General features: G+C 48.2%; 21 protein-coding genes. 3 read left to right on the plus strand and 18 right to left on the minus strand.

Annotated features, from left to right (window positions below; genetic code table 11):
* Positions 1 to 28: 28 nt before the first annotated feature.
* The 16 genes from DWZ16_RS01515 to DWZ16_RS01585 form a co-directional block, all read right to left on the minus strand.
* Positions 29 to 796: a hypothetical protein gene (locus tag DWZ16_RS01515; RefSeq protein ID WP_118522163.1), complete on the minus strand. Its 768-nt coding sequence runs from the start codon at positions 794 to 796 to the stop codon at positions 29 to 31.
* Between the two features lie 59 nt (positions 797 to 855).
* Positions 856 to 1,068 (minus strand): HAD hydrolase-like protein, encoded by a 213-nt coding sequence (locus tag DWZ16_RS16435; protein ID WP_412694264.1) that lies wholly within the window; start codon positions 1,066 to 1,068, stop codon positions 856 to 858.
* Positions 1,065 to 1,472, minus strand: a complete 408-nt coding sequence (locus DWZ16_RS01520) for an HAD family hydrolase (RefSeq protein WP_412694265.1) — start codon at positions 1,470 to 1,472, stop codon at positions 1,065 to 1,067. Before DWZ16_RS01520 ends, DWZ16_RS16435 begins: the two co-directional genes overlap by 4 nt.
* Positions 1,465 to 2,535: a GHMP kinase gene (locus tag DWZ16_RS01525; RefSeq protein ID WP_118522164.1), complete on the minus strand. Its 1,071-nt coding sequence runs from the start codon at positions 2,533 to 2,535 to the stop codon at positions 1,465 to 1,467. Before DWZ16_RS01525 ends, DWZ16_RS01520 begins: the two co-directional genes overlap by 8 nt.
* Positions 2,529 to 3,236 carry a nucleotidyltransferase family protein gene (locus DWZ16_RS01530; protein WP_118522165.1) on the minus strand — a complete coding sequence of 236 codons (708 nt, stop codon included), beginning with the start codon at positions 3,234 to 3,236 and terminating at the stop codon, positions 2,529 to 2,531. The genes DWZ16_RS01525 and DWZ16_RS01530 overlap by 7 nt, the downstream gene beginning before the upstream one ends.
* Before the next feature lie 320 nt (positions 3,237 to 3,556).
* Complete coding sequence (locus tag DWZ16_RS01535; protein WP_118522166.1) at positions 3,557 to 4,621, minus strand: glutamate cyclase domain-containing protein; 1,065 nt, start codon at positions 4,619 to 4,621, stop codon at positions 3,557 to 3,559.
* A gap of 24 nt (positions 4,622 to 4,645) precedes the next feature.
* A complete protein-coding gene (locus DWZ16_RS01540; protein ID WP_182427282.1) occupies positions 4,646 to 6,079 on the minus strand; it encodes an aldehyde dehydrogenase family protein in 1,434 nt (477 codons plus the stop codon).
* A gap of 43 nt (positions 6,080 to 6,122) precedes the next feature.
* Entirely contained in the window at positions 6,123 to 7,070 is a 948-nt protein-coding gene (locus tag DWZ16_RS01545; protein WP_118522168.1) for a transketolase family protein, read from the minus strand.
* Between the two features lie 2 nt (positions 7,071 to 7,072).
* Positions 7,073 to 7,930 (minus strand): transketolase, encoded by an 858-nt coding sequence (locus DWZ16_RS01550; protein WP_118522169.1) that lies wholly within the window; start codon positions 7,928 to 7,930, stop codon positions 7,073 to 7,075.
* Positions 7,931 to 7,946: 16 nt separating this feature from the next.
* Positions 7,947 to 8,717, minus strand: a complete 771-nt coding sequence (locus tag DWZ16_RS01555) for an aspartate dehydrogenase domain-containing protein (protein WP_118522170.1) — start codon at positions 8,715 to 8,717, stop codon at positions 7,947 to 7,949.
* Between the two features lie 21 nt (positions 8,718 to 8,738).
* A complete protein-coding gene (locus tag DWZ16_RS01560; protein WP_118522171.1) occupies positions 8,739 to 9,848 on the minus strand; it encodes a D-TA family PLP-dependent enzyme in 1,110 nt (369 codons plus the stop codon).
* Positions 9,849 to 9,938: 90 nt separating this feature from the next.
* A complete protein-coding gene (locus tag DWZ16_RS01565) occupies positions 9,939 to 10,997 on the minus strand; it encodes a zinc-dependent alcohol dehydrogenase (protein WP_118522172.1) in 1,059 nt (352 codons plus the stop codon).
* 19 nt (positions 10,998 to 11,016) lie between these two features.
* Entirely contained in the window at positions 11,017 to 12,150 is a 1,134-nt protein-coding gene (locus DWZ16_RS01570) for a Gfo/Idh/MocA family protein (protein ID WP_118522173.1), read from the minus strand.
* 46 nt (positions 12,151 to 12,196) lie between these two features.
* The gene (locus tag DWZ16_RS01575; protein ID WP_118522174.1) at positions 12,197 to 13,057 is read right to left on the minus strand and encodes a sugar phosphate isomerase/epimerase family protein; all 861 of its coding nucleotides are present in this window, start codon (positions 13,055 to 13,057) and stop codon (positions 12,197 to 12,199) included.
* Positions 13,058 to 13,083: 26 nt separating this feature from the next.
* Entirely contained in the window at positions 13,084 to 13,740 is a 657-nt protein-coding gene (gene fsa, locus DWZ16_RS01580; protein WP_118522250.1) for a fructose-6-phosphate aldolase, read from the minus strand.
* 31 nt (positions 13,741 to 13,771) lie between these two features.
* Positions 13,772 to 15,157 (minus strand): MFS transporter, encoded by a 1,386-nt coding sequence (locus DWZ16_RS01585; protein WP_118522175.1) that lies wholly within the window; start codon positions 15,155 to 15,157, stop codon positions 13,772 to 13,774.
* 437 nt (positions 15,158 to 15,594) lie between these two features.
* On the opposite strand from DWZ16_RS01585, the gene DWZ16_RS01590 reads away from it, so the two are divergent.
* Complete coding sequence (locus DWZ16_RS01590; RefSeq protein WP_118522176.1) at positions 15,595 to 16,512, plus strand: helix-turn-helix transcriptional regulator; 918 nt, start codon at positions 15,595 to 15,597, stop codon at positions 16,510 to 16,512.
* 144 nt (positions 16,513 to 16,656) lie between these two features.
* Positions 16,657 to 18,000, plus strand: coding sequence for an MATE family efflux transporter (locus DWZ16_RS01595; RefSeq protein ID WP_118522177.1), 1,344 nt, complete (start codon positions 16,657 to 16,659; stop codon positions 17,998 to 18,000).
* 170 nt (positions 18,001 to 18,170) lie between these two features.
* Here DWZ16_RS01595 and DWZ16_RS01600 read toward each other — a convergent pair whose 3' ends face one another.
* Entirely contained in the window at positions 18,171 to 22,163 is a 3,993-nt protein-coding gene (locus tag DWZ16_RS01600) for a glycosyltransferase (protein WP_118522178.1), read from the minus strand.
* 16 nt (positions 22,164 to 22,179) lie between these two features.
* Entirely contained in the window at positions 22,180 to 23,760 is a 1,581-nt protein-coding gene (locus DWZ16_RS01605) for an ABC transporter ATP-binding protein (RefSeq protein ID WP_118522179.1), read from the minus strand.
* Positions 23,761 to 23,959: 199 nt separating this feature from the next.
* Here DWZ16_RS01605 and DWZ16_RS01610 point away from each other — a divergent pair, with 199 nt between their 5' ends.
* Entirely contained in the window at positions 23,960 to 24,424 is a 465-nt protein-coding gene (locus DWZ16_RS01610; RefSeq protein WP_117796860.1) for a methylglyoxal synthase, read from the plus strand.
* Positions 24,425 to 24,441 lie beyond the last annotated feature (17 nt).

The following is a 24,441-nucleotide window of genomic DNA, read 5'->3' on the forward strand; positions in this document are numbered from 1 at the left end:
TCCCGTAAAATAAAGGGTTTGTTACTGTTCACGCATACGTGCCCAGTAACGGAATTTGCCGTGGCTTCGCATTTAAATACGGCAAATTCCTGCTGCCACCACGTTTTCTACGGCACTTTCGGTTCCAAAAGTGCCTACCTGTGAACAGTAACGCCTGTTTCCCTGCCTCAATCACCTGAACCGACACCTTGTCCCTGCCATCCAGCATCCAGGAAAGCGTCTGCCATCCCCTGATGCACTGGCAGGAAATCGAGGAAAAATCAAAGCCCAGCGCCGCCACACCCAGAGCATAGACGATAAGGCGCATCCAGGCGATTTTTCCAACGCCAAGGGTAGAAAGCAGACAATACACAACGATTGCAAAGGAGGTTCCAAAAAGGAAGTCCATATAAAAAGAAAAATAAGGCCGCTCCCAGACCCTTCCCCTGAAAAACACCCGTTTTCTCAAAAACCGCCCGATCGCCAACAGGCTAATCAGATACATCGCCGACACCACCATCGGCAGAAATACCACATGAATCCAGGAAAACACCAGCACAACCGCCGTCAGCCAGTACATCCGGCTGCGTCCGCGCTTCAAAAGCGCCAGCCCCCCAAAGATCAAGACTGCCAGAATCGCAATCTCCACATACATCCGCTTCGATTCCGTGAAATGAATGTAATCTGCGAAAAAACCATTTCCCGTAAACAGCGTTTTCGCCGGAATCAGAACCGCCGCCACGCAGAACAGCACCAGAAAAAGACCAGCCATGCGCACGGCTGCGTCTGGTCGTCCGTTTTTTCTCTGATTCTGCATGTCGATGGTTCCTCTCTTTCTAGTTTATGTACTCCCGGAATCTTTTTGTGAGCAGCATTCTATATACGCCCGTCTAAAATCCCGCGCACCGCATCCAGCAGCGTATCGACATACGCGTCATAACCGCCCACCGGGCAGCTTCCGTCCTCTTTTATAAGTCCAGCCGCCCTATCTTCCGCATGTTCTTTTGCCCCATAGCCGGTTCCTACAAGGACTCCGGTCACGCCGAAGTTTTTTCCTGCCTGCGCGTCGATGCGCTTGTCCCCGATCATATAGGAATGTGCTTTATCAATGCCCCCCGCAGATCGCGCTCTGCCATCTCAAACATTCCTGTCTCCGGCTTGCGGCAATGGCATTTTTTCTTATAAAGTCCAATCCCATGCTCCGGGTGGTGCGGGCAATAGTAGAACGCATCTACGTGTGCTCCGTCACGCCCCAGCACCTCATTCATATAATCATGAAGGATTTTTACATCCGCCTCGGTATAGTAACCCCTCGCCACGCCCGCCTGGTTGGTAATGACGATCACCTTATATCCGGCCTCGTTCAGGAGACGGACTGCCTCTGCGGTGCCGTCAATCAGCTTCAAATCTTCTTTTCGATGAAGATAATTGACCTCCACGTTCATCGTGCCATCACGGTCAAGGAATACTACTTTACAGTTATTTTTACACATGGAATGTATACTCCTTATCCGGCATCTGCACCTGAATATCGCGGTAGTCCCAGCGGTCTTCATCGCAGATCCAGCTCTGTGCGCCGCGCAGTTCGAAATTCCAGTCCATCAGCTGTCCGCCTGCCGCTTCCAGACGGTGCGCCACCTGATGTTTGACGTTGTATGGGCAGTACACAAGAAGGAAGCCGCCTCCGCCAGCGCCCAGAAGCTTTCCGCCGAGAGCGCCCGCTTTTTTCGCCTCGTCATAGAGCATATCAATCTGTGGATTCGTGATCTTGCTGCTCATCCGCTTCTTGCTCTCCCAGCCGTAGTCCAGAAGGCGGCCGAAATTGTGGAGATTTCCCTTTAAAAGCTCGTCCTTCATCGCATAGGAAAGCGCCTTTACCTCACACATCGCCTGAAATGCGTCCGGTTTCTTATAGTTGCTTACCTGATCCTTGATAATATTCGCGGATACATGGATATTGCCCGTGTAGCATAACAACAGGTTATACTGCAGCTCATTGATAATATCGCGGCGGATACGGAGCGGGTTTACCACGACGTTGTTGCGTCCGTGAAATTCAATAAAGTTAAAGCCGCCGAAGGTCGCCGCATACTGATCCTGATAACCGCCGGAAATTCCCAGATCGATCCGCTCCACGCCGTAAGCCAGATCCGCCATCGCATAATTATCCAGCGTGATTCCTTTCCAGCGCGCCATCGCAGTCAGAAGACTTACCATGACGGTCGAGGAGGTTCCAAGTCCCGAACCAGCCGGAGCATCGCACTGTAAATAAACCTCACAGCCCTGCTTAATATCCATCGCCCGCAGCGCTGCCGTGACAAGATCCAGCCGTCCATCGCAGACGTAATTTTCCTTCGCATTGTACTTGACTGTCATATCAAAATCCAGGGAATGAACCGTGATCTGGTCATCATCTCTCGGAATGATCGAACAATATGCATATTTATTGATGGTACTTCCGATAATGGCACCGCCCTGTTCTACACAGAATGGTTCTACATCCGTACCGCCGCCGCCAAAGCTCACGCGCAGCGGCGCTCTTCCTCTGATTACCATGTAATGTCTCCTTTTCTTACGTCCTCCTGAAACCGGAAATAATCCTCCGGCACACCGATATCAATAAAATAGCCGTCATTTACGATGCCGCCGAGACGTCTTCCCTCCTGCATCCACCTGGGGATACACTCATTTTCCAGCGAAACTTTTCCCTCCGGAATCTCATCCAGCAGCGCCCGCTTCATCAGGTACACACCGCCGTTGATCGTGCCCGCCCCGGTATTGCCGTTTTTCTCATTAAAAGCGGTCAGCAGCCCGTCGGTCAGGCGTGCCGCCCCATAGCGGGAAATATCCGGCACGCCACGCAGAACCAGCGCCATCTCCAGATTTTTTTCCTGCTGAATCCGGCTCAAATCGCCAAAATCCATCTGATAAAATGTATCGCCGTTCAGGACAAAAAACTGCTCGTCCGTCACATATTTCCCGGCATTCTTGATCGCGCCCGCCGTGCCGAGCAGCTCTTCCTCATACGCATACCGCGCCCGGATGCCAAACCGCGCTCCGTCTCCAAAATATTCTTCCACCATGCCGCCCTTATAACCAACGGCAAAAATAATATCGTCAATTCCGCTCTTTTTCAGCCCCTGAAGCACATACTCCAGAAACGGCTTACCCTCAACCAGCGCCATCGGTTTCGGACGGTCGCTTACCACACTGCGAAGCCGCGTCCCCAGTCCGCCAGCCAGAATGATTGCCTGCATACTGTACTTCCTTTCTGTCTGTTGTTTTTCGTTTAATTATCTCTACTTCTATTCTTAAACTTTAACGTTTAATTTTGATCGCATTCCGACTAGATTATTCCTTGTTTTCACTTCTGGTATCTAAGCCGTTCGTCAACAGCTGGTAAACCCAGTTTAACTTATATATTCTACCACAGTTTACTCGCGATTTCTACCGCCAGAACACCTTTTTAACCTTATCCTCTCTATATAACAAAAAATACAGCCGGTTTGGGGAAACCGACTGCATTTTTGTTTGTATCAATGGGGATTGATCATATTTAGTTGCAATGTGATTCGTTCTATTCTGCCGGGAATCTCTTGATTCCCATTGTAACAATCTCCCTAAAGAGACGTATAATTGCCAGATGTACCGGTTCCGGGCATCCGTCTACGCTCGGTGCAACTCTGGAACCAATCGAATCATGGAATTCAACGCGCCAGCAGCTGTCCAGCACTCTCTTTTCTATCTCCTCGCTGCACATGGCGTCCAGATTTCCTTCTGCCAGTCCAAGCAGGCAGGCAATTCCATAACCAGCCCAGTTTGAGATAGCCGCCGAAAGCAGAACATCCACCTTTGCTACATCCAGTGCAATGCCGGAATGACACGGGCATTTACACATATTTCCGTTCTTTACCTTTTCTCGCACTGTTTTTTCAATATTTGCCATGCCAATCTCATTACCGCCATCGCCGATACCGATTGTCGCGATCCCGCGTTCACCGGCGCCGGTAAAGAGATAATCCATCTTCGCCTGGCTGGCAGAGAAGTCAAAGCCTCCCATTCCGTGGATCCTGCCATGCTTATTCATACCTCCACGTTCAATCGCCAGACAAAGGGATGGTTTATAGTGCTCCAGCAGTTCTTCGGAACGAACCCGGCAGGCTTCCTGATCAATCGGCATACCAATTACCGCAATCGTAGGAACCATTTCAAATCCCAATTCATCCGAAAGAGATGTTGAAAGTTTTTCCGGCTCTGTAATTGAAAAACCACAGCTTGACATAACCTTCTTCATATCTTCTACCAGATAATCATCTGTAATGACAATCGGCAGACCTTTTAATGTCAAGCGGATAGCTCTTGCAAGAGCCGCCGTACCTGGCGGTCCATCCGTCTCACTCTTCGTCGGGATATTGGCTGGCTGATCCGCCCATCCGGTTGTGATAAACACATAATCGCCGGGCTTAATCGACTTTTGCATTAATTCTACCGCCGCCAGCGTCATAGGCTTTCCATTTAAAAGCTCTCTGGCTGCATCAAACAGCACCTGTGCCGTACCACGCGCACCAATATCCACATTCATCAGCCGGTCGATTGACTCTGCTACATTTGCAAGACCGACATCTGAAATTAATTTGCGCATTTTCTCTCCTCCTTCTTTTGTTATTTATGGATGCATACTCAATCTCTTCAGACTGAAATACTCCTCAAGACCCCAACCGGAAGCGTCGCATCCGACGCCGGATTCACGAACCCCGCAATGCGGAAGCATCGGTCCGGTACTAAATCCATTTACATACAATTCTCCAAATTCCAAAACTTCATATGCTCTGGCAATCGCCCTTGCATCATGTCCGAATAAATAAGAAGTCAGTCCGGCTTCCGTATCATTCGCTTTTTTCAATACATCCTCAAAATCTGTATACGGGCGTACTGAAATAACCGGTCCAAAAATTTCTTCTCTGGATATCTTCATATCCTCATTCACATCTGCTACGACTGTCGGACTGATATAAGCGCCCTTTTCAAAGCCTGCAGGAACATCTCCGCCACAAAGTACCTTTGCGCCGCGCGCTTTTGCATCTGCGATTAAATCCAGTACCCGATCCCGCTCGCGGAAACTGATCATCGGTCCCATGACCATTTCCCCGTCGTCACGTCCCGCTCCAATCGTTACTTTTTTCAGGCGATCCAATACTTTCTGGCAGAACTCCTCATAACGTTTTTCATGTACATAAATACGGTTATAACCGATACAGGTCTGTCCGGTATTGCACACCTGGCTTTTTACAATCAGATCCGCTGCCAGATCCACATCTGCATCTTCCATCAAAATCGCCGGTGCATTGCCTCCCAGCTCAAGTGAATATGTTTTAACTGAAGACGAGCCTTGCGCCATAACCTGGCGGCCTGTTTCCGTCGAACCGATTAAGGTAATCATTTTCGGAATCCGGCTCTTATTCAATACATCTCCAAGTTCTCCCGCCGGACCTGAAATAATATTCACCACGCCAGCTGGAAGCCCGATCCGATGCAGAATCTCCCCCAGATAAAGGGTTGCCAGCGGTGTCTGGCTGGATGGTTTTAAAACGCAGCAGCAGCCAGAAGCGATTGTCGGCCCAATTTTAAGCGCTGCATTTCCAAGTGGATAATTCCATGCAAGATGTCCTACCACAACGCCAAGCGGGCGGCGATCCACCAGATGATAGAAATTTCCCCGGCGGCCTGCGTTATCTGAAAACGTAGTACCTGTCACCCTGCGGATCTCTTCTGCGAAAAACCGAAGACTGGAAATCCCCCAATCAAAATCATAGCATGCTTCCGCATATGGTTTGCCGGATTCCTGTGATAACAAATCTACAATGTATTCCCGCTCTGACAAAAGTTCTTTCGTATACTTTCTCAGCCATTCCACACGCTCATCCAGCGGCGTCCAGGACCATGTCGAAAATGCTTTTTTAGCCGCCTCCAGCGCTTCTTCTGCCTGTGCCCCGGTAGCTGCCTTAAACGATTCGAAATCGGTGCCGTTTGCCGGGTTCATAACGCGGAGCATTGTCCCCTTTCCTTCCACCAGTTCTCCACCAATATACTGTTTAAACATCTGTTTCCCCACTCCTTCCCTCATGAAACAAAATCATGACCGCTTAAAAGAGGCTGCGAATATAATTCTGGACGCTCTCTTTGTCATAACCATACTTTTTATAAAGTTCCTTTGCATCTCCAAACCCCGGATATACCTGCGGGATTCCAAAACGCTTAAAGGATTCAAGTGCGATACAGTTATCCGTAAGCACATCGCTGACTGCACTGCTCAGACCATTGTTCATCAAATGATCCTCCCAAGTGATAATTCTTCCTGTTTCCTCTGCTGCCCTGATAACCGCTTCCCGATCCAGCGGTTTCACTGTAAACATATCCAGCACACGGACACTGATTCCCTCTTTTTTTAATTCCTTTGAAATCTTGATCGCTTCTGCTACCATCTCTCCACAGGCAATAATGGTAATATCCGAGCCCTCGCATGCGGTATATGCCTTTCCGATTTCAAACTGAGCATCTTCCGGATATAAAACCGCATTGTTTTTGCCCGGATCCATGCGGATTGCCATCGGTCCTGCCCAATCCACGCTCTTTAAAATTATCTGACGGAGCTGCTCCGGATCAGCCGGTGCGCACACTGTCATATTTACCAGAGATGAAAATAATGCCATATCTTCCATTGCATAATGGGTAGAACCGCCGTTACCTGTCAACCCCGAGTAATTTGCAATAATACGAACCGGGAGATTCTGATAACACAGATCCGTGCGGACCTGTTCCAGATCCCGCATACTCATAAACGGCATCATACCGATAATAAACGGAATGCTTCCTTCCAGTGCCAGACCGGCAGAAACTCCCACTACACACTGCTCTGCAATTCCCGTATCGATAAATCTGCCCGAATAAGCTGCCTTAAAATCTGCACACCCCCAGCCAATATCCGGTGTCAGAAGCCAGATACGGTCATCTGTTTTTGCCAATTCTGTAATCGCATCTCCAACTACCGTCCGCCCAGAATTGAATTTTTCCAGTGTATACGATTCCTGCATAACTATCCCTCCATTTCCCGGGCAAGCCCTGCATCCAGATCCGCCAGTGCCCGTTTTAAATCTTCTTCATTCAGGCTTCCACAATGCCACTTAATCTGTTTTTCCATAAAGGAAACTCCATGACCTTTTACTGTGTTTGCCACAATTACCGTCGGTACCTTGCTATCCGGTGCCGGTAATTGATCCAGTGCATCCACAACTGCGTTCATATCATTTCCATCGATCTCTACTACATTCCAGCCAAAAGCTCTCCATTTGTCTGCATATGGCTCCAACTTTACTGAGTCTTCACTAAAGCTGGTCATCAGCTGACGGTTCCGATCCACAATCGCTATCAAGTTTCCAAGTTCCTGTGCGTGACCATTAATTGCTGCCTCCCAAACAGAACCTTCGCAGGTTTCTCCGTCTCCCATCATGCAGAATACCCGGTGTTTTTCTCCTTTATAACGCGCATGGGCTGCCATTCCGACACAGATAGCCAGTCCGTGCCCCAGGGAACCGGTTGACGCCTCTACGCCTGGAAGACGCACTTTACACGGATGCTGTCCATATGCACTATCCAGTTTTCCGTACGTCCTTACTATCTCGTCATAGTCAAAAAATCCACGCAGCGCCATGGTTATGTACATACATACCGCGCCATGTCCTTTGCTCAAAATAAACCGATCCCGCTCCGGCATCCGGATATTATTCGGATCAATCTTCATTGTATGGTGGAACAGACAGGTCAGAATATCTGCCATCGACATATCCCCGCCCATATGAATGTTTCCCTGATAACTGCCACAAAGCTTGCAGAGTTTAGTCCGAAGCTGGTACGCCATTTCTTCCAGGCGTCTTACTTCCTGTTTATCTGCCATATCCTTCTCCTCCTTTTTACGAAATTGTCAATCCGTTCTCTCCGCCTATCACACGTTTCAATGTAAAAAAAGCAGATAATGGTGTATATGCCCCTGTCACCAGTCCTTTCGGAATGCTGCATACTTCAATATCAAACTGAACTCCATCTGCGGTCACTTCGATTTTATGGGTATTTCCCTTTACATCCGGATCCGCCACAATTCTGGAGCGCGTCTTGTCAAATCCAAGCCCCGCAATCGCAATTCCAGCATGCACATTTACATTGCGCGGGAACTTCTTACAAGCTTCTCTGGTGCTTCCTTCAAAAAGAACTGTTTTCTCTGTTACGCTGCTCCCCAGATTCGCCGGTTTTTTTGTTGTTGTGATGCATACCTCTTCCAGTACTTCCCTGCCGTCAAAAATGCCATCATATCCAAGCACAGCGCCATGCGGAATATAGATCTTTCTTCCCCATTCACTGCAGAGGTGCTTCGCCAGTTTTTCAAACTTTTCTTCTGCAAATGCACAGGATGAAAATGTCATCATATCCGCATATGGCAGAATTAACGGTGCAAGCTGCTGTACCGCCTGATAAGTAGCTGCTTCTACTACCAGATCCACGGAAAGCTCCTTCATTTTTTCTACCAGCTGCTCCGGTGTACTGATCACAAGTTCTGGCGGAAGACTGGCTGTCGCCTCTGGGTTCATATCATATATGAACCCAAGCTTCACATCGCCAAGCTCACCTAAACGTTCTTTTATATACCGGCCAATCAGGCCAAATCCTATCAGTCCTATCGTCTTCATAACAATTTCCTCCCACTCTGCCTAATACGTCAACATTCTAACCCTTGCTACCGTCTCCCATTCATCTACAATCTTTCCGTTTTCTGCCACAAGAATCGATGGATATAAAACCGTAGTCGGGCAAATATGGCTTGGTATCACATATAAAATGTCGCCAATCTGAGGGCGTTCCGCCTCATGGCCTTCCTCCATCTTCCAGAGCCAGTGTTCCTCACTCTGGAACATTGCTTTCGCCGCCACTCCTACCAGTTCGCCCCGAACCGGCTGGTCACAGGAAATTCCTTTGCTTCCCAGATCCAGTGTAAATGTATTTGATGCCGGATGACTGACAACCCGCGTCATAATCGCTCCCGCTTCCCAGAGCTTCAAATCCGGGGCATCTTTTCCGTATCTGGCATCCATGACAAAGGAAGTTCCCGGAGAAAGGAAATAATCGCTTACCTTTGCATGGCACGGAAATGACGGTGTTCCGCCTACAATCACTGTATCGCAGACAATTCCGCGTCCGAGAATATCTTGACGGACCTCTTCAATCTTCCGATCCATCTCATCTACCGCTTTCTGTCGTTCTTCCACATCCACCTGATGGTTATGTCCGTCATAACAGTGAAGTCCACGCATCTGAAGATTCGGCAGACGACTGCATCTCTCATAATAATCGGCTGTTTCAGACAGCAAAACTCCTGTCCGATCCTGTCCCACATTGACATCCAGAAGAACCGGAATTGTAATACCTTTTTCCCTCGCCGCTGCCGAAAGTTGAAGAAGCGTATCGTAGTCATCTCCAAGCGCCCAGAACTGGGTACCCGGCATTCCGAGCGTCAGGTCAATAAACCGTTCGATATTCGGTCCTACCAGCGCATAGGCAACCAATACATCTTCTGCCCCTACCGACGCTGCCATCTCTGCCTCGGAAATAGTAGCGCACATAAAATGTGTAAATCCCATCTCCATCTGCATCTTAACCAGTTCTCTGGTTTTATGTGTTTTTACATGATACCAGAGCCGGTTTGCTCCCCCCGCCAGTTCAATGGTTCTCTGTGTATTCTTCACAATCGCATCTCTATAATAAATCAACGCCGGGCTTACAATCTTTTCTTCACCCTTTACATGATAATTTTCCAATTTCATATTCATCACTCCTGCTCTGAACGCCTATTTTTTTAAGTATTTTCATTTTGGCAGAGAGGCAGCTGTTCCAGCCTCTCTGCCCATTTTTCTTTATTTCTTATTCTTCTGGAATGACACAAACTTTAATGCACTGACGCTGCGTGCCAGATCAAGTGCCTCGCCGTAACGGGACAGCGGGAATGTATGTGTTACAATCTTTTCCAGCGGAAGCACACCGCTTTCGATGATACGGGCTGTCTTTTCCATGTAATATTTTCCAAGGAATACGCCATGAATTTCTACTTCTTTTTTCAGAACCTCTCCAACCTTGATCGGAGCTAATGCAGTCTCATCATGTCCGCACTGAAGCACTTTTCCTCTCGGGCGTACACAGTCGATACAATCCATCAACATTGCGGCAACCGCTTCAATACAATGATCGACACCTTCACCGTTTGTTTCTTCCATGCACACCTGTTTGATATCCTCAACATTCGGATCCACAACTCTGGTTGCACCTAATTCCAGCGCCTTATTTCTGCGGTACTCGATCGGCTCAGAAAGAATAATCTTTCTTGCTCCGCTTGCCTTCGCCAGTGCCAGATAAAGCTGTCCAATCGGACCGCCACCCAGGATGCAGACGGTATCTCCCACATGGATATTCAGCTTTTCAAGGGAATATCCACAGCATGCCAGCGGCTCTGCCAGCGCCATCAGTTCTGCCGGTGTATCAGCTGCGATTTTATACGCAAACTTTTCCGGAACCAGTGTATAGCTGGTTAATCCGCCATCCTTAAATACGCCCATCGCATTCGCCTGGCCTTCCAGTCCCGGCTCATCCAGATACAGATTCTTACACATTTCCGGAAGTCCGGCACGGCAGGCATCACAGTAACCACACGGTCCATGCGGGTCTACGATTACTTTATCGCCCGGTTTTAAGCTTGTAACCGCTTCTCCTACCTCTACAACCTGTCCGCAAAATTCATGTCCAAAGATAATTCCCGGACGGGACGGATGTTTCTGCGGAGTTGCAAAAATGTTAATATCTGTACCACAGATACACACTCCCAGCACTTTGATCATCACATCATCTGCTTTTTTGATGATTGGTTTCGGTCTATCTTCAATCGCAAATTTTCCAGGTCCTTTATAGATAATTGACTGCATATGCTCCTGCCTCCTTTTCTTATTCTACTTCTACCCATTTCGAATCATTGTCGCCGCTCTTCATAACTGCATGAACGAATTTAACGCCCGATACACCAGTTTCAACATCCGGGAAGTCCAGATCGTCCGCTGTAAGCGGTTCACCATTTTTACGTTTGATCAGATAATTGATAATATTTTTATAAATATTAGCTTCCGCAACGTAGTATCCTTCCGGATGTCCGAACGGGAGACGGAAATGACGTTTTTCTTCATCTGAGAAATAACTACCTCCACGTGTCAAAACCTGTGTTGCCTCTCCATATTTATGGAAGATAACCTCATCCGGGCGAATCTGCTGCCACTCTAAGCCCCCCTTTGTTCCATATACACGGAATACCATTTCATTAGATTTACCACATGCCACCTGGCAGAACCAATAGGAACCATGGACACCATTCTCATATTCCACCAGAATATTGTCATTGAAATCCAATTTTTTTCCAAAACGGTCAACCGTAGCTGCTACTTTTTTAATTTTCAGTCCTGTAACATAATGAACCAGATGTTCAATGTGGGTACCGTCATCCGCACAGGTGTTGGAAATGCCGGAAAGTTTCGGATCCGAACGCCAGATCTTACTGTTAATCTGGGAATCTTCATGAAGCACATTTAAGAAACAGCCCGCCGTGTACTCTGCATTGATAGAAACGATATCTCCCAGTTCGCCTCTCGCTACCATTTCTTTCATTACCTTTACCATCGGATAACCCGAATAGCAGTAGTTCACTGCAAAAAGAAGGTCTTTCTCTTTTGCCAATGCAGCCAGTTCCTCTGCTTCTGCCACTTCAAAGCACAGCGGTTTTTCGCACATAACGCCGATTCCATGCTCCAGAAAGCACTTTGCAATTTCATAATGCACAAAATTCGGCGTACAAATTGCCACAAAATCAATTTTACCGGCCTCTGCCTCTGCCATTTTTTTGTAATCGAAATAGATTCGCGATTTGTCCACGTTATAATAATCCGCGCATTCTACGTTCAGCTCATCAATCGCTGAAAAACATCCGCACACCAGCTCTGCTCTCGGATCAAACGCCAGTCCCTTACGATGCACTTCACCAATCAGTGCTTTCAGATCGCCACCTACCATTCCATACTGAACCTGTTTCATGTTCTCATCCTCTCTTTCTTTCATTTATATTTTCAGAGCATTAAGATCAGCTCTTTTTCATCGGTTTTTTCCTGCCGGATCCCCATGCCGGTGCTCCGTGCTTCTCTTCTCCCGCATATTCAAATCCACAAATTTTCATTGCCTGCTCAACCGCTGCAAATGTATTTTTCTCTGGGAAAAATTCAAGACACGCAGTTCCCTGAAAACCTCTTTCCCTCAGTTCATTCATCAGATAACTATAATTAATCTCCCCGGTTCCCGGTTCATGGCGGTCCGGTGCATCTGCAATATGTACATACGGTACAATATCCAGATTCCGAATTACATTTTCAAGTAAATCTCCATGCATCAGCTGCATATGGAAGAAGTCGCACAGCAGACGGATCTTCGGGGAATTTACGGTTCTTACAATCTCTGCTCCCTGGCTTGTATCCGTAATGGCCATTCCGCCATCCGCTCCATGGTTATGGAGCGGCTCCAGCAGAAGTGTAATGCCTTCTTTTTTGAGAATCGGTGCCAGCAGTCCCAGTGTTTCCTTGATATTGGCAACTTCCTCCTGCCAGCTGTATATATTTCTCAAATCTGAGCTTTTCCCATTTTCAAAATGATTGGAGAATGCAATCAGGGAATCACACTCCAGATAATGAGCCGTTTCGATGGAACGTTTTACCCACTCAATATACTCGCTGCGTTTCCTTCCGTCGCAAAGAGAATAATCCTGCTGACCACTGAAAGCAGTCACCTTTACTCCCTGATCTTCGCATAGTTCACGAATCCGCTTCACATCACGGTCTGCCCAGCTCCAGAACTCAATTCCGGAAATCCCTGCTTTACGAATCAGCGGAATTTTCTCATAAATATCCTTTCCCGGAAAAAGCGGTTCTATATTTGCTGCATATGTAATCATATTTCTCTCCTTTCCATCCGCTGCTTTTACTCTCCAAACACAGCCTGATAATCTTTCTGAAATTTGATAATTCCTGCATCTGTCAGCGGATGTGCCAGCATCTGCTTCAGCACACCATACGGTACAGTTGCAATGTCCGCGCCTGCCAGCGCGCATTCTGTCACATGAATCGGGTTACGGATGCTTGCCGCAATGATTCTGGTGCGTATTTCCGGATAATTTTTAAACATTTCTGCAATCGTCCGGATCAGTTCCGTTCCGTGCTCCGAAATATCATCCAAGCGTCCTAAGAACGGAGATACATAAGTTGCCCCCGCTTTTGCCGCCAGAAGCGCCTGATTCGCAGTAAACACAAGCGTCACGTTCGTCTTGATGCCTTCTGCCGCTAACGTCTTCACCGCTTTTAATCCCTCTCCTGTCATCGGAATTTTTACGACCATATTCGGATGAATCGCTGCTATCGCCCGGCCTTCTTTAACCATTTCTGCTGCCTGCGTTGTGGTTGCTTTTACTTCACCACTGATCGGACCATCTACAATCGAAACAATCTCACGAATTACTTCATTAAAATCTCGTCCTTCTTTTGCTATCAGGGACGGATTAGTCGTAACCCCACAGATAATTCCCATGTCATTTGCTTCCCGTATCTCCTCTACTTTTGCTGTATCGATAAATAAATCCATGTCCCATCTCTCCGTTTCTTCTTCCATTTTCCTACAGTTCCGCTGCTTCCTGTCTGGTCGAACCAAGGCGCCAGCGTCCTTCTGCCAGCTCGCTTTCTACATAAGCATATTCTTTATCCAGATGATAGAAGAAAAGCAATACTGCAATCCCTCCCCAGGCAATAAACGGAACCATCAGATACAGATTCTGAATTGCCGCCACTGCCGACTCCGGCACGCTTGCCGCCAGCCCATCAAATCCTGCATGTGACATTACAAATCCACAAACCGCATTTGTCAGGCCACCACCCAGCTTATAACCAACTGCTGATGCACAATAGCAAAGTCCTTCATTCCGGATACCTGTATACCAGTGTCCGTATTCAACCGTATCTGCCAGAAGTCCATAAATCAGTGCGCCTACAGTTCCTCCGCCTAATCCCCGTACAATCAGTCCAACCGTCAGGGTCGTCAGATTGTACGGCTGTGCTGCCATAATCGCCGCACCGGCTAAAAATAATACACTTCCTGCTATTGAACAGTTTCTCTTTCCCAACTTCTTTACGAATGGAGCCACTAAAACAACCGATAAAATAAGTGGAATCTTTTCTGCCAGTGTCAAAAGTGTTACCCTCTCATTATTTCCCAGCGCGTACTGTGCATAATAGGAAACCATCATTCCATTCAGCGAGAAATACATTCCCCAGAGAATGAATACTCCTGCAATAATCAGCCAATAACGGTTTTTAAATAACGCTCCGATGCTCTTTCCAACCGGCACCGCCGTATCTGCTACCGCTGTCGGATCCTCGGATACCTGTTCCTTACAGTTCAGAAAGCAGATGAATAAAAGAATCATTGAAATAATTGCATATCCAATGGAAATCATAATCCATGCTCTCTGATCGCCCCCCAGACGATTTGCCATCGGAAGTGTAAAGGCCGTTACAACAACTGCACCTATCGGTGCGATACACATACGGTACATATTCAGAACGGTACGTTCATTCTGGCTGGTTGTCATCAGCACGGCCATTGCACCATATGGTAAGTTCAAAGCTGTATAAACGATCGTTACAGCAAAATTATATGTAATAAATACATATATAGCCTGTGCCATCGCGCTTGCATGCGCCGGAACCATAAACATCAGCACCGCTGCAGCGCCAAACGGAATAATCATCCGCAGCACCCAGACTCTTGCTTTTCCATATTTTGATTTCGTCCTGTCTACAATTACTCCCATAATTGCATCGCTGAATCCATCAAACATTCTGGAAAGCAAAAGAATCGTTCCAACAACCGCCGCTGACATTCCCACAATGTTGGTATAAAAATAGGACGCCATATTCGCAGTTGCTGCAAATAATATGTTGCACGCCAGATCTCCGAATGAATACGACAATCGGGTTTTAAATGATAATTTTTTCTCCTCCAATTTTAAATCTCCTTCCCCGTTTCCAGATTTTCCCCAAAATCTGTATCTCTTTCATTTTTCCATCCCCATTTTCAATAATAGTAAAATAGTCTCTTGATTTTGATAGAATAGTCCCCGATAGAACTCTTATGAATCTGGCCTATCATTTTTACCTTTTCGGTATTTCGTCCTTCATTTTTTCCAGTCACAAGCAATTCCATTGTCATTCTACACAAAAACAACCAATTTATATTGTATTTTCAAGGACCATATTGACATTTTGTCTATATTCAGCTTATACTGATTCACAAACCATTTTTTATTTCTGGCATTATTTTACCCTAAGCAGGTTGCATGCTGCAATCTCAATTCTCTCATGTTTTGGTAATATAATTTCATCTTCCATGAGAAAGCAAGAATTATCCCATTCAACACCTGATGAAAGGAGATTTTGAATTATGATCAATCAGGAAGTAATTGTAAATCAGCAGCTTCAGGAACGTATTCACTATGATAATCCGGACTTTCCGCTTGCCCGTTTTATCGACGAAATGGATTATTTTGTAGATGGGGAATTTCTCTGTCACTGGCACCCAGAATTTGAATTAGCAATTATTTTAAAAGGCGGGATTGAATATCAGGTAGATCAGCAGGTTTTCCGCCTGCATCAGGGAGAGGGAATCTTTATTACTTCACGGGCCCTTCATTCTGCCCGACAATTAATTCCAGGATCCATCATTTTCAATATCGAATTTCCTGCTTCGCTCTTTCATACGATTGGTACCTCATTTCTGTACCAGAACTATTTCAACCCATCTTCCCTGAAAAAAATGGGCAGCTGGAAAATCCTCCCTGAAAATGAAGAAGGAAGTGAAATTCTTGAACGCCTTATGCACATCCACCGCTCCGATCCAGATAAATACGCCTATGAGCTTCTGTGCATGGAAGACATTTTACACATATGGCGTAATCTTCTGGTTCTATTGCATCGGTCCTTCCCGGTTCCTACTGACAATGATGAATTCATACGCGAACACCGCATGAGAAAAATGGTGAGCTATATCCAATCGCACTTTGAACAGCCCCTTACCATTGACGATATCGCCGGTGCCGCCAGTATCAGCCGCAGCGAATGTTTCCGATGCTTTTCCGGTTTCTGTCAGGTTTCGCCCATTGAGTACCTGAACCGCTACCGCCTTCAGAATGCAGCCCAGAAACTCTCTGGCAGTACTGCCAGTATCTCCGACATTTCTTTTCAATGTGGATTTAGCAGTATCAGCTATTTTGGCAAAGCATTCCGTAAAATGTACGGCTTATCTCCCTCTGAATATCGTCAGAAGAAGAAAAATGCCGTCTCAACCTCATTGAACGCATGAAGCTTTTCCCTTTCATCGCAGATATTTGCGGAACTTGCAACGATTTGTTGATTTTTTGGCATGATTCGACGAATTTTTTTATTTGGCAGACACTCTGTTCCGTGCTACAATCTTAGTTATAAATTGGGATTTGGAGGAATGCTTATGGCACGTGATATGACAAAAGGAAATATAACCGGACACCTGATTGCCTACGCGGTTCCGCTTGTTTTTGGAAATTTATTTCAACAGCTCTACCACACGGTCGATTCGGTGGTTGTCGGACAATTTTACGGAAAAGAAGCATTGGCGGCAGTCGGTGCGGCAGGTCCGATCATGAATATCCTGACTTTTCTGATTGTGGGACTGTCACTCGGCGCATCGATTTTAATGGCAAGCTACTTTGGTGCAAAAGATTACCAGGATTTGAAGGATGAATTTGCGACCTCTGTACTCTCCGGACTGCTTTTGACCATCGTGCTCTCCGGAATCTCACTGGCCGGAAGCCGCCTGTTTATCCGCCTGACGCAGACGCCGGAAGAGATATCGGCGCAGGCATCCTTGTATTTGCAGATTATCTCGCTGGGTCTTATTTTTACCTTTTTTTACAATATTTTCTCCGCCGCCCTGCGCGCGATCGGAGATTCCAGAGCGCCGCTCTATGTCCTGATCCTGACGACCATTGTCAATGTATTTCTGGATGTATTCCTGGTTGGCATCTGCCGCCTCGGTGTTCCCGGTGCGGCAATCGCTACAATCATCTCGCAGGCAGTCTCTGCGCTCGCCCTCTTTGTCTATATCTGGTCGAAGGTGCCGCTCTTACGGCTCGGCATCCGGGATCTGAAACCGAAAACCTCGATGCTCAAAAAAACGATCGATTTCAGCTCCATTTCCGCCGTCCAGCAGACGATTCTCTACGTCGGCCGCCTGCTCGTCCAGTCCGGCGTCAATGCGCTCGGTGTCGATGCAGTTGCCGCTTTTAATGCCGTCTCCATCATCGACAGCTACGTGCTCGCCCCGGGCGACAGCCTCGCGGCATCTATCACGACGTTCTCCGCACAGAACCTCGGCGCGAAAGAGTATGACCGGATTCCGAAAGGGCTTCGGAAAATGCTGGTGATTGCAGAAATTTATATTATTTTGACAGCGGTGGTCGTGCTGTTCTGCCGTCACCCGCTGCTCGGCATTTTCTTGAAGCCGAATGAAACGGAGGCGCTGCGTCAGGGCATGTCCTATCTGGTGCCGATGGCTAGCTTTTACTTCATCAGTGGTATCACCAATACCTTTCAGGGATATTACCGGGGAATCGGGCACCTGCTGATCACCCTGTTCGCGACTCTGGTGCAGATTCCGATCCGCGTTGTGATCAGTTATGCGCTGTTTGGACGGCTGGGAATTCAGGCTGTAGCGATTGGTACGACGATTGGATGGGCTTGTATGGTGGTATTTGAGCTTTTGATGTATCGGAGGTATGGACGGGTGGAAGCGCTGCGGAAGAACGATCGGTAATATAGAGTGCTCTACCCGGTAGTACAGGAAAGAGCCTGCAGCATACCGGCGTAGCTGGCTCTTTCCTTCCTTGGATAACTTTAAATTACCCTTACGCAAGAAAACGATCAGAAGCACATTCCCCTGATCGTTTTCTTTATTATATATAATTTTCTATCTTTTACTATTTTTTATTCAAAATCTTCCTTAATCACATCCCACGCCGCATCGATACTGAAATGCTCGCGGATATATACCTGTGTTTTTTCGGCCAGGTCTTCCAGACGTTTTTCGTCTTTGTAGAGCTCTACGACTGTCTCGGCAAATTCGTCCGGCTGATCCTTGACGAGGAGAACTTTTTCTACATCCGGGATTCCCTCGCTGCCGACGGAGGTAGTGACGATGGGGGCACCGTTATAGATGGCTTCTACCACCTTGCCCTTAACACCTGCGCCGTAGCGGAGCGGTACCACTACAATCCGGCAGTTCCGGTACAGGTCTGCCAGTTCTTCTTCACTTACAAAGCCTTTGACGATGATGCCGTTTCCAGGCTGTTCCAATGCTTTGATCTCGTCGGTTACTTTGGAACCTACGATGTAGAAGTTGACCTTGATCTGTTCCCGGATCTTCGGGAATACTTCTTTCGCGAACCAGAGCACCGCGTCTGCGTTCGGCGGATGCGCAAAGCCGCCGACAAACAGGAGTCCTTCCCGTTTGGCGAAGTCTTTGTTCAGATTCTGTAAAAACTCCTCATAGACATATGCCGTGATCGCCTTGACCGGAATCGTCTCATCAACGGCGTGGATCGCCTCTTCTTCGACGTAGGACGGATAATAAGACACCGCCACTTTGTGGAAGAGTGAAAACTCGATCGATTTCCAATATTCGGATTCCTGACGCTTCTTCACATCGCCGGTCAGCTCATACTCGCGGAACTCACGCATAAAATGAAGGTCGTGACCGTAATAAATCATCTTGATATCCGTGTGTTCTTTGATAAAATCCACATATTTTGTCGCGATATGCGGACGGTTCAGATATGCCACGTGGATATCTTTTCCATTTTTCACCAGCCAGTCCCAGATACCGGTCAGGTATTCCTGTCCGTAGAGGACCTCGATTCCCATCTGCTGCAGCGTAGACGTATACGGTTCCTCATGGAGGTAATTATCTCCGATAAATTTAACAACATACCCCTTTTTCAGGAACATTTTCAGGTACTGGAACGTTGTCTTGGAACCAGCGTCTTTGTCAAAGGTCGGCACATAGTGATCGATCACGACAATGATCTTTTTGCCCATGCTGCGCTCGCGTGCGCGGAATGGATTCGGATTGCCGTTGTTGACGCACTGGTTCTTAAACTCTTCTTTCCATTTTTCTTTGAGCTTCTCGCTGTTTTCCACCTGATACCGTTTCAGACCGGTTCCGTTGACATCCGTTCCGTTGGAAATGCCTTCGAAATGGATGACCTTGGATTTTGGCTGGTAAACGACGCGGTAGCCCGCTTTCCGTACCTCAAATGCCAGATCCGAATCTTCGCAGTACGCCGGGGCAAACCGCTCGTCGAAACCGCCGATCTGCTTCCAGAGTGCGGTGGATAAAAGGATCGCTGCGCCGGAAATATAGTCTACATCCTTGACGTAGTTATATTCTGCCTTGTCCGGATCGTCGAGGCGGCCGTAATTCCAGCCGGAACCATCGCTCCAGATGATGCCGCCTGCCTCCTGTAAACGTCCATCCGGATATACCAGCTTAGACCCTACCATACCGATGGTGGAGTCAGATTCAATGAGATTTACCAGGGAGCTTAGCCAGCCTTCTGTTACCTGGGTATCGTTGTTTAAAAACATCACGTATTTGCCGCGCGCCGCCTTCGCCGCCTGGTTGCAGTTGCGCAAGAAGCCCTGGTTCGTCTGGTTACGGCAGATCACCAGGTTATCGGCAAACTCTGCCAGATGCTCGGTGGCATCGGTTGAAACGTCATCTGCGATGATAACCTCATAGCTCACATACTTCGTATGCTCCAGAATCGACTGCAGGCATAGATAAGTATAGTGAATCTGGTTGTATACCGGAATTACGATGGAAACCGTCGGATTTTCTTCCTTCGGAAGGTGGATTTTTCCGTAAGTCAGATACTCCTCACCTATCTCAAAATCACCTTTGATAAGGTTCTTTCCTTCCTCGGTGGTGTACATCTTCATCATTTTGCCCGGATGAAGAATTGTGCGTTTCCAGTAGCCGAGCTTCTTGCGGCGTACCGTGCCCTTTGGATAGCACCGGTTAAATGCCTGTCCGAGCTTGCGGCGCACCTTGAAAATGACCGCCTCATGACCATTTAAGTAGGTCAGCGTCTTGCCAAGCTCTGCATTTTCATGGCGCAGATCAGAAATGATAACGTCCAGATTCGCCACGTGGTTATTCGTCAGGCGCTGTACCTCCTGCACTTTGCGGAGTGCCGTATCTTTTTCCGAATTTTCTGCCCGGAGCGCATCCAGACGTTCGTTTGCCCTTGCAAGTTCTCCGTCCACATGGGAAAGATCGGCTAATGTCTTCGTCTTTACCATGTAATCTTCCTGGTAGGTGCGCTGGTTTTCCCCGTGCACGTACTCCTGGAAGCCGCGTTCCATCGCCTCGTAAAGCGAAAGCAGCTTCTCATCCGCCTTCACATACTCCGGGAACTGTCCGATAAATTCCCGCTCGGCCTGACCGCCCAACAGACTCTTATAACGGCGGTAGAAATAAACCAGTGTCCTGTATTTCACAAAGCCAGCCGGAACCGGGAATAAGAAGACCCACTCATAGTCGATCGCATAGGTTCCGTCCGCCGTCACCAGCATATTTTCAAAAAGGGCGTCAATGTTGGAGGCGCTGTAGCTCTCGTCCGCAAGAACTGCCCCTAAAGAAGCCCATCCGCCGCCATTTTCTGTCTCTTTATCCCGATAGGAATCCAGCTCGCCCAGCGCATTAAATACCTTGATAAATTCCGGTGTCACCGCAAATGGTTTGCGTTCCTCCGGGCGGATGTTGTAGATCTCATCCATCGCAGCCCGGATCGCGGAAACCTCCGCATCCGCGCCCTGGGCAGTCAGAATTTCTCCCAGAAGTTCCGCCCGCGTTTTTCCCTCTAAATACGGAAAGACCGCTGTCATCCCCTCGTCCTGAAGCTCCGGTTTTGCCAGTTTCAGGGACGGATTCTGACGGTCAAGCACCTGATATTTTTCTTCGAAGGACTGAATGTGCGCCTTTCCCTCCGGATAGAGCGCCGTCTTCCAGACCTCGCGGGTTCCATTCTTTTCACGGATCTCTGTCCGGATCTGGAAGCGGTCTTCGCGGGTGCGGTTGTATTTCACATAGATAACGTCCTGTGAAGCATTCTCAGCTTCCGGCGCAGCCTGTCTCTGCCAAAACACCAGAAATGCATTCGCAAATTCCGGGAACCGTCCGTCCTCGCAGGCTGCATCGAGCGCCGCCCCCATATCCATCAGCATATACTGCGGACAGTCATAGACCGGTAACACACCGGTCAGATCGCCTTTTTTCGGCAGATAGGCATCTGAAAAAATCTCTCCCGCCGTCCGGTAATCCGGCATCGGATAGTAAAATTCCCCGCCCGGAAGCAGCTGCTTCATTTCGTTCCAGGAAAGTGCACCTTTCTCCCGCTCTGCGCCTGCCATGTATTTCACGCCAAACCAGTTGGACGCCGCCGCAATCAAGGTTCCATGAGCAGAAAGAAGCTGTTTTGCGGCTGTCATCTGCGCCGCGCGTCCAGCCCTATCTGCCGCCGTCAAATCCCCGATCAGCACTACATATCCATATGTCCCGCCACGCTTTTCCGCTTCCCTCGCATACGTCTCCACATCCGCACAGACATAGCGGATCTTCGCCGCCAGCTCGGGCTCTGTCTGGAAGCGGCGGCGTACTACCTCCAGATTTTCTTCGGAAGCATCCAGCACCGTTACCGACGATAAACGTCTGGCAAGCAGCCCTGTCAGCGCGCCCGCGTCCGCCCCGATCTGCAGTGCCTGCTGTTCCGGGTCAAATTGGCACCAGTCCAACAGGTTTTCCCGCAAATCTGCCAGTGCGTACAGATAGGAAAGCTTCTTATTTTCCCGCAGCGCCTGGCGCCGGTCACTGCCGTATTTATCAAACAGAGCAATCAGCTCCTGATTGATTTTTTTCATCTTATTTCTCCTTTTATCATGCCTGCAGATCTTCCTGTGCCGCCTCATCCGCACTAAGCGACTCCGCCTGCTTCGCTGCCTCTCCGGCCGGCGATAACCTGACCGCTACATCCGGCTCCATGTCGTAGACACCGACCGTGTTCTTATTGGAAATAACGGTAATATTTGCCACATCGTAGAGACGGTGGTAAACCACGTGCTCGCCGCCTTCAAATCCGGTACAGCTCATGGACAGCAGGTATTCGCCGCCCTGCAGGGTCATCTTCTGCGTAAACGCGACATCGTAAATATCGCCCTCCTTGACCGGATGGACATCCGTTCCCTCAAACAGGGTGTTCGTGCCGGTCAGGTCGGTTCCTTTCTTATCCTTGATCGTATAAGTAAAGATCGGTGCCTGAATCGGTGCATTGAAACGGATGCGCTCGCGGATGGTAAACTCTTCGCCTTTTAAGAGCAGGTTAGTGATATTGCCGCGCGCGTCCACCAGTCCCAGATCGAAGATCTGCGCCCTGCCGTCGCCGTACTCCTCGCGGTTTGCGTTGATCGTCAGCTTGTCGCGCATTAAGCCCGGCTTTTTCGCCGTTTCTCCGTTCAAAGCAGCCGGATTTCCGGTGCCGTCCGATGCTGAAGCGACTCCATTTTCTGCGGTGCCATCCACTGCCTCGGAGCCGTTTACATTTCCGGCATCGTTATTTCCATCCTCATTTCCAGATGCACCCTTCTCCGCACTTGCGGCTCCTGATTTCTCCGCTTTTACTACCTTGTCCCCGGAAAAATCGTTCATCACTTCCAGCTCGGCGCGCAGCGCGTCCATCTGTCCTGCCAGAATCTTTTTGTAGAGATCGACCATCTTGCCCGCCGAACCCTGTGCGATAAATTCGCCCTTATTGAGCAGCACTACCTTATCGCAGTATTTGATGATACTTCCCATATCGTGGGTTACCATGATGATAGTCGTGCCGTTTTTGCGGATCTCCTCCATGCGGCGGTAGCACTTGGACTGGAAAAAGACGTCCCCGACCGAGAGCGCCTCATCAACGATCAGGATCTCCGGCTCGACGTTGATCGCAAGCGCAAATGCCAGACGCACGAACATACCGCTCGAGTACGTCTTGACCGGCTGATAGACGAAATCGCCAATCTCGGCAAAATCGAGAATCTCCGGTAGCTTTGCATCCATCTCTTTTTTGGTATATCCCATCATCGTACCGTTCATATAGATATTTTCGATACCGGTGTAGTCCTGGTTAAATCCGGCTCCCAGCTCCAGCAGCGCCGAAATTTTGCCGCGCACCGTCACCTCGCCGGTCGTCGGAGTGAGAACGCCGGTAATGATCTTAAGGATCGTCGATTTACCCGAACCATTCGTACCGATGATTCCGACCGTCTGACCTTTTTCAACCGTAAAGGAAAGATCGCTCAACGCGTAGAAATCCTTGTGGTATTCTTTATGGCTGACGCTCAGCGATTCTTTCAGCCGGTCGATCGGTTTATCATACAGCCTGTATATCTTGGTCACATTTTTCACTTCGACCGCGTACTTCTCTGCGTTCTCCGCCTCTTGTGCCCCTGTGTTTGTTGTATTTTCAGCAGACATATATCTTTTTCGTTCCTCCTGTTCCACTATTCTCGTAGTATAGCATGTTTTCTATGTTTCTTGCAATTCCTGTACGCAGAAAAACACACCTCTTTCTATGTACTCACGAAAAACATTCGTATTTTTTTGTGAAATGTTTTGTATTTTCTTGACAATATCCAGATGCTATGCAAAAATCATGGCAAAGGAGGATGATTCTATGGATTTTTTAACAATGACAATTCGAAAACAAAAAAATATTGCACTCATCGCACACGACAATAAAAAACGTGAACTCATCGACTGGTGTGAGGCGAACAAAGAGATCCTCAAAAAACATTTCTTATGCGGAACCGGCACAACCGCCCGCATGATTACAGAATATACCGGGCTTCCGGTCAAGGGCTATAACAGCGGTCCTCTGGGCGGCGACCAGCAGATCGGTGCAAAAGTCGTCGAGGGACAGGTTGATTTTATCATCTTCTTCTCTGATCCCCTGACCGCCCAGCCGCACGATCCGGATGTCAAGGCGCTTCTTCGAATCGCCCAGGTTTACGATATCCCGATCGCCAACAATAAAGCGACTGCCGATTTTATGATTACCTCGCCGCTGATGGATGAAGAGTATGAGCATGACATCATCAACTTCCATCAGAATATTAAAGAGCGGGCCAAGAAGCTGTAAAAAACATATTCTCCCTT

Source organism: Clostridium sp. AF29-8BH (genome assembly GCF_003478145.1).
GTDB classification, from domain to species: domain Bacteria; phylum Bacillota; class Clostridia; order Lachnospirales; family Lachnospiraceae; genus Otoolea; species Otoolea fessa.

Coding starts and splice junctions, on each gene's coding strand:
- DWZ16_RS01535 (WP_118522166.1), bottom strand. CDS start 4,621: ATGCGCAAATTAATTTCAGATGTCGGTCTTGCAAATGTAGCAGAGTCA.
- DWZ16_RS01565 (WP_118522172.1), bottom strand. CDS start 10,997: ATGCAGTCAATTATCTATAAAGGACCTGGAAAATTTGCGATTGAAGAT.
- DWZ16_RS01550 (WP_118522169.1), bottom strand. CDS start 7,930: ATGGCAGATAAACAGGAAGTAAGACGCCTGGAAGAAATGGCGTACCAG.
- DWZ16_RS16435 (WP_412694264.1), bottom strand. CDS start 1,068: ATGATCGGGGACAAGCGCATCGACGCGCAGGCAGGAAAAAACTTCGGC.
- DWZ16_RS01560 (WP_118522171.1), bottom strand. CDS start 9,848: ATGAAATTGGAAAATTATCATGTAAAGGGTGAAGAAAAGATTGTAAGC.
- DWZ16_RS01570 (WP_118522173.1), bottom strand. CDS start 12,150: ATGAAACAGGTTCAGTATGGAATGGTAGGTGGCGATCTGAAAGCACTG.
- DWZ16_RS01575 (WP_118522174.1), bottom strand. CDS start 13,057: ATGATTACATATGCAGCAAATATAGAACCGCTTTTTCCGGGAAAGGAT.
- DWZ16_RS01520 (WP_412694265.1), bottom strand. CDS start 1,472: ATGTGTAAAAATAACTGTAAAGTAGTATTCCTTGACCGTGATGGCACG.
- DWZ16_RS01545 (WP_118522168.1), bottom strand. CDS start 7,070: ATGCAGGAATCGTATACACTGGAAAAATTCAATTCTGGGCGGACGGTA.
- DWZ16_RS01525 (WP_118522164.1), bottom strand. CDS start 2,535: ATGGTAATCAGAGGAAGAGCGCCGCTGCGCGTGAGCTTTGGCGGCGGC.
- DWZ16_RS01610 (WP_117796860.1), top strand. CDS start 23,960: ATGGATTTTTTAACAATGACAATTCGAAAACAAAAAAATATTGCACTC.
- DWZ16_RS01600 (WP_118522178.1), bottom strand. CDS start 22,163: ATGAAAAAAATCAATCAGGAGCTGATTGCTCTGTTTGATAAATACGGC.
- DWZ16_RS01555 (WP_118522170.1), bottom strand. CDS start 8,717: ATGAAGACGATAGGACTGATAGGATTTGGCCTGATTGGCCGGTATATA.
- DWZ16_RS01590 (WP_118522176.1), top strand. CDS start 15,595: ATGATCAATCAGGAAGTAATTGTAAATCAGCAGCTTCAGGAACGTATT.
- DWZ16_RS01595 (WP_118522177.1), top strand. CDS start 16,657: ATGGCACGTGATATGACAAAAGGAAATATAACCGGACACCTGATTGCC.
- DWZ16_RS01515 (WP_118522163.1), bottom strand. CDS start 796: ATGCAGAATCAGAGAAAAAACGGACGACCAGACGCAGCCGTGCGCATG.
- DWZ16_RS01530 (WP_118522165.1), bottom strand. CDS start 3,236: ATGCAGGCAATCATTCTGGCTGGCGGACTGGGGACGCGGCTTCGCAGT.
- DWZ16_RS01540 (WP_182427282.1), bottom strand. CDS start 6,079: ATGTTTAAACAGTATATTGGTGGAGAACTGGTGGAAGGAAAGGGGACA.
- DWZ16_RS01605 (WP_118522179.1), bottom strand. CDS start 23,760: ATGTCTGCTGAAAATACAACAAACACAGGGGCACAAGAGGCGGAGAAC.
- fsa (WP_118522250.1), bottom strand. CDS start 13,740: ATGGATTTATTTATCGATACAGCAAAAGTAGAGGAGATACGGGAAGCA.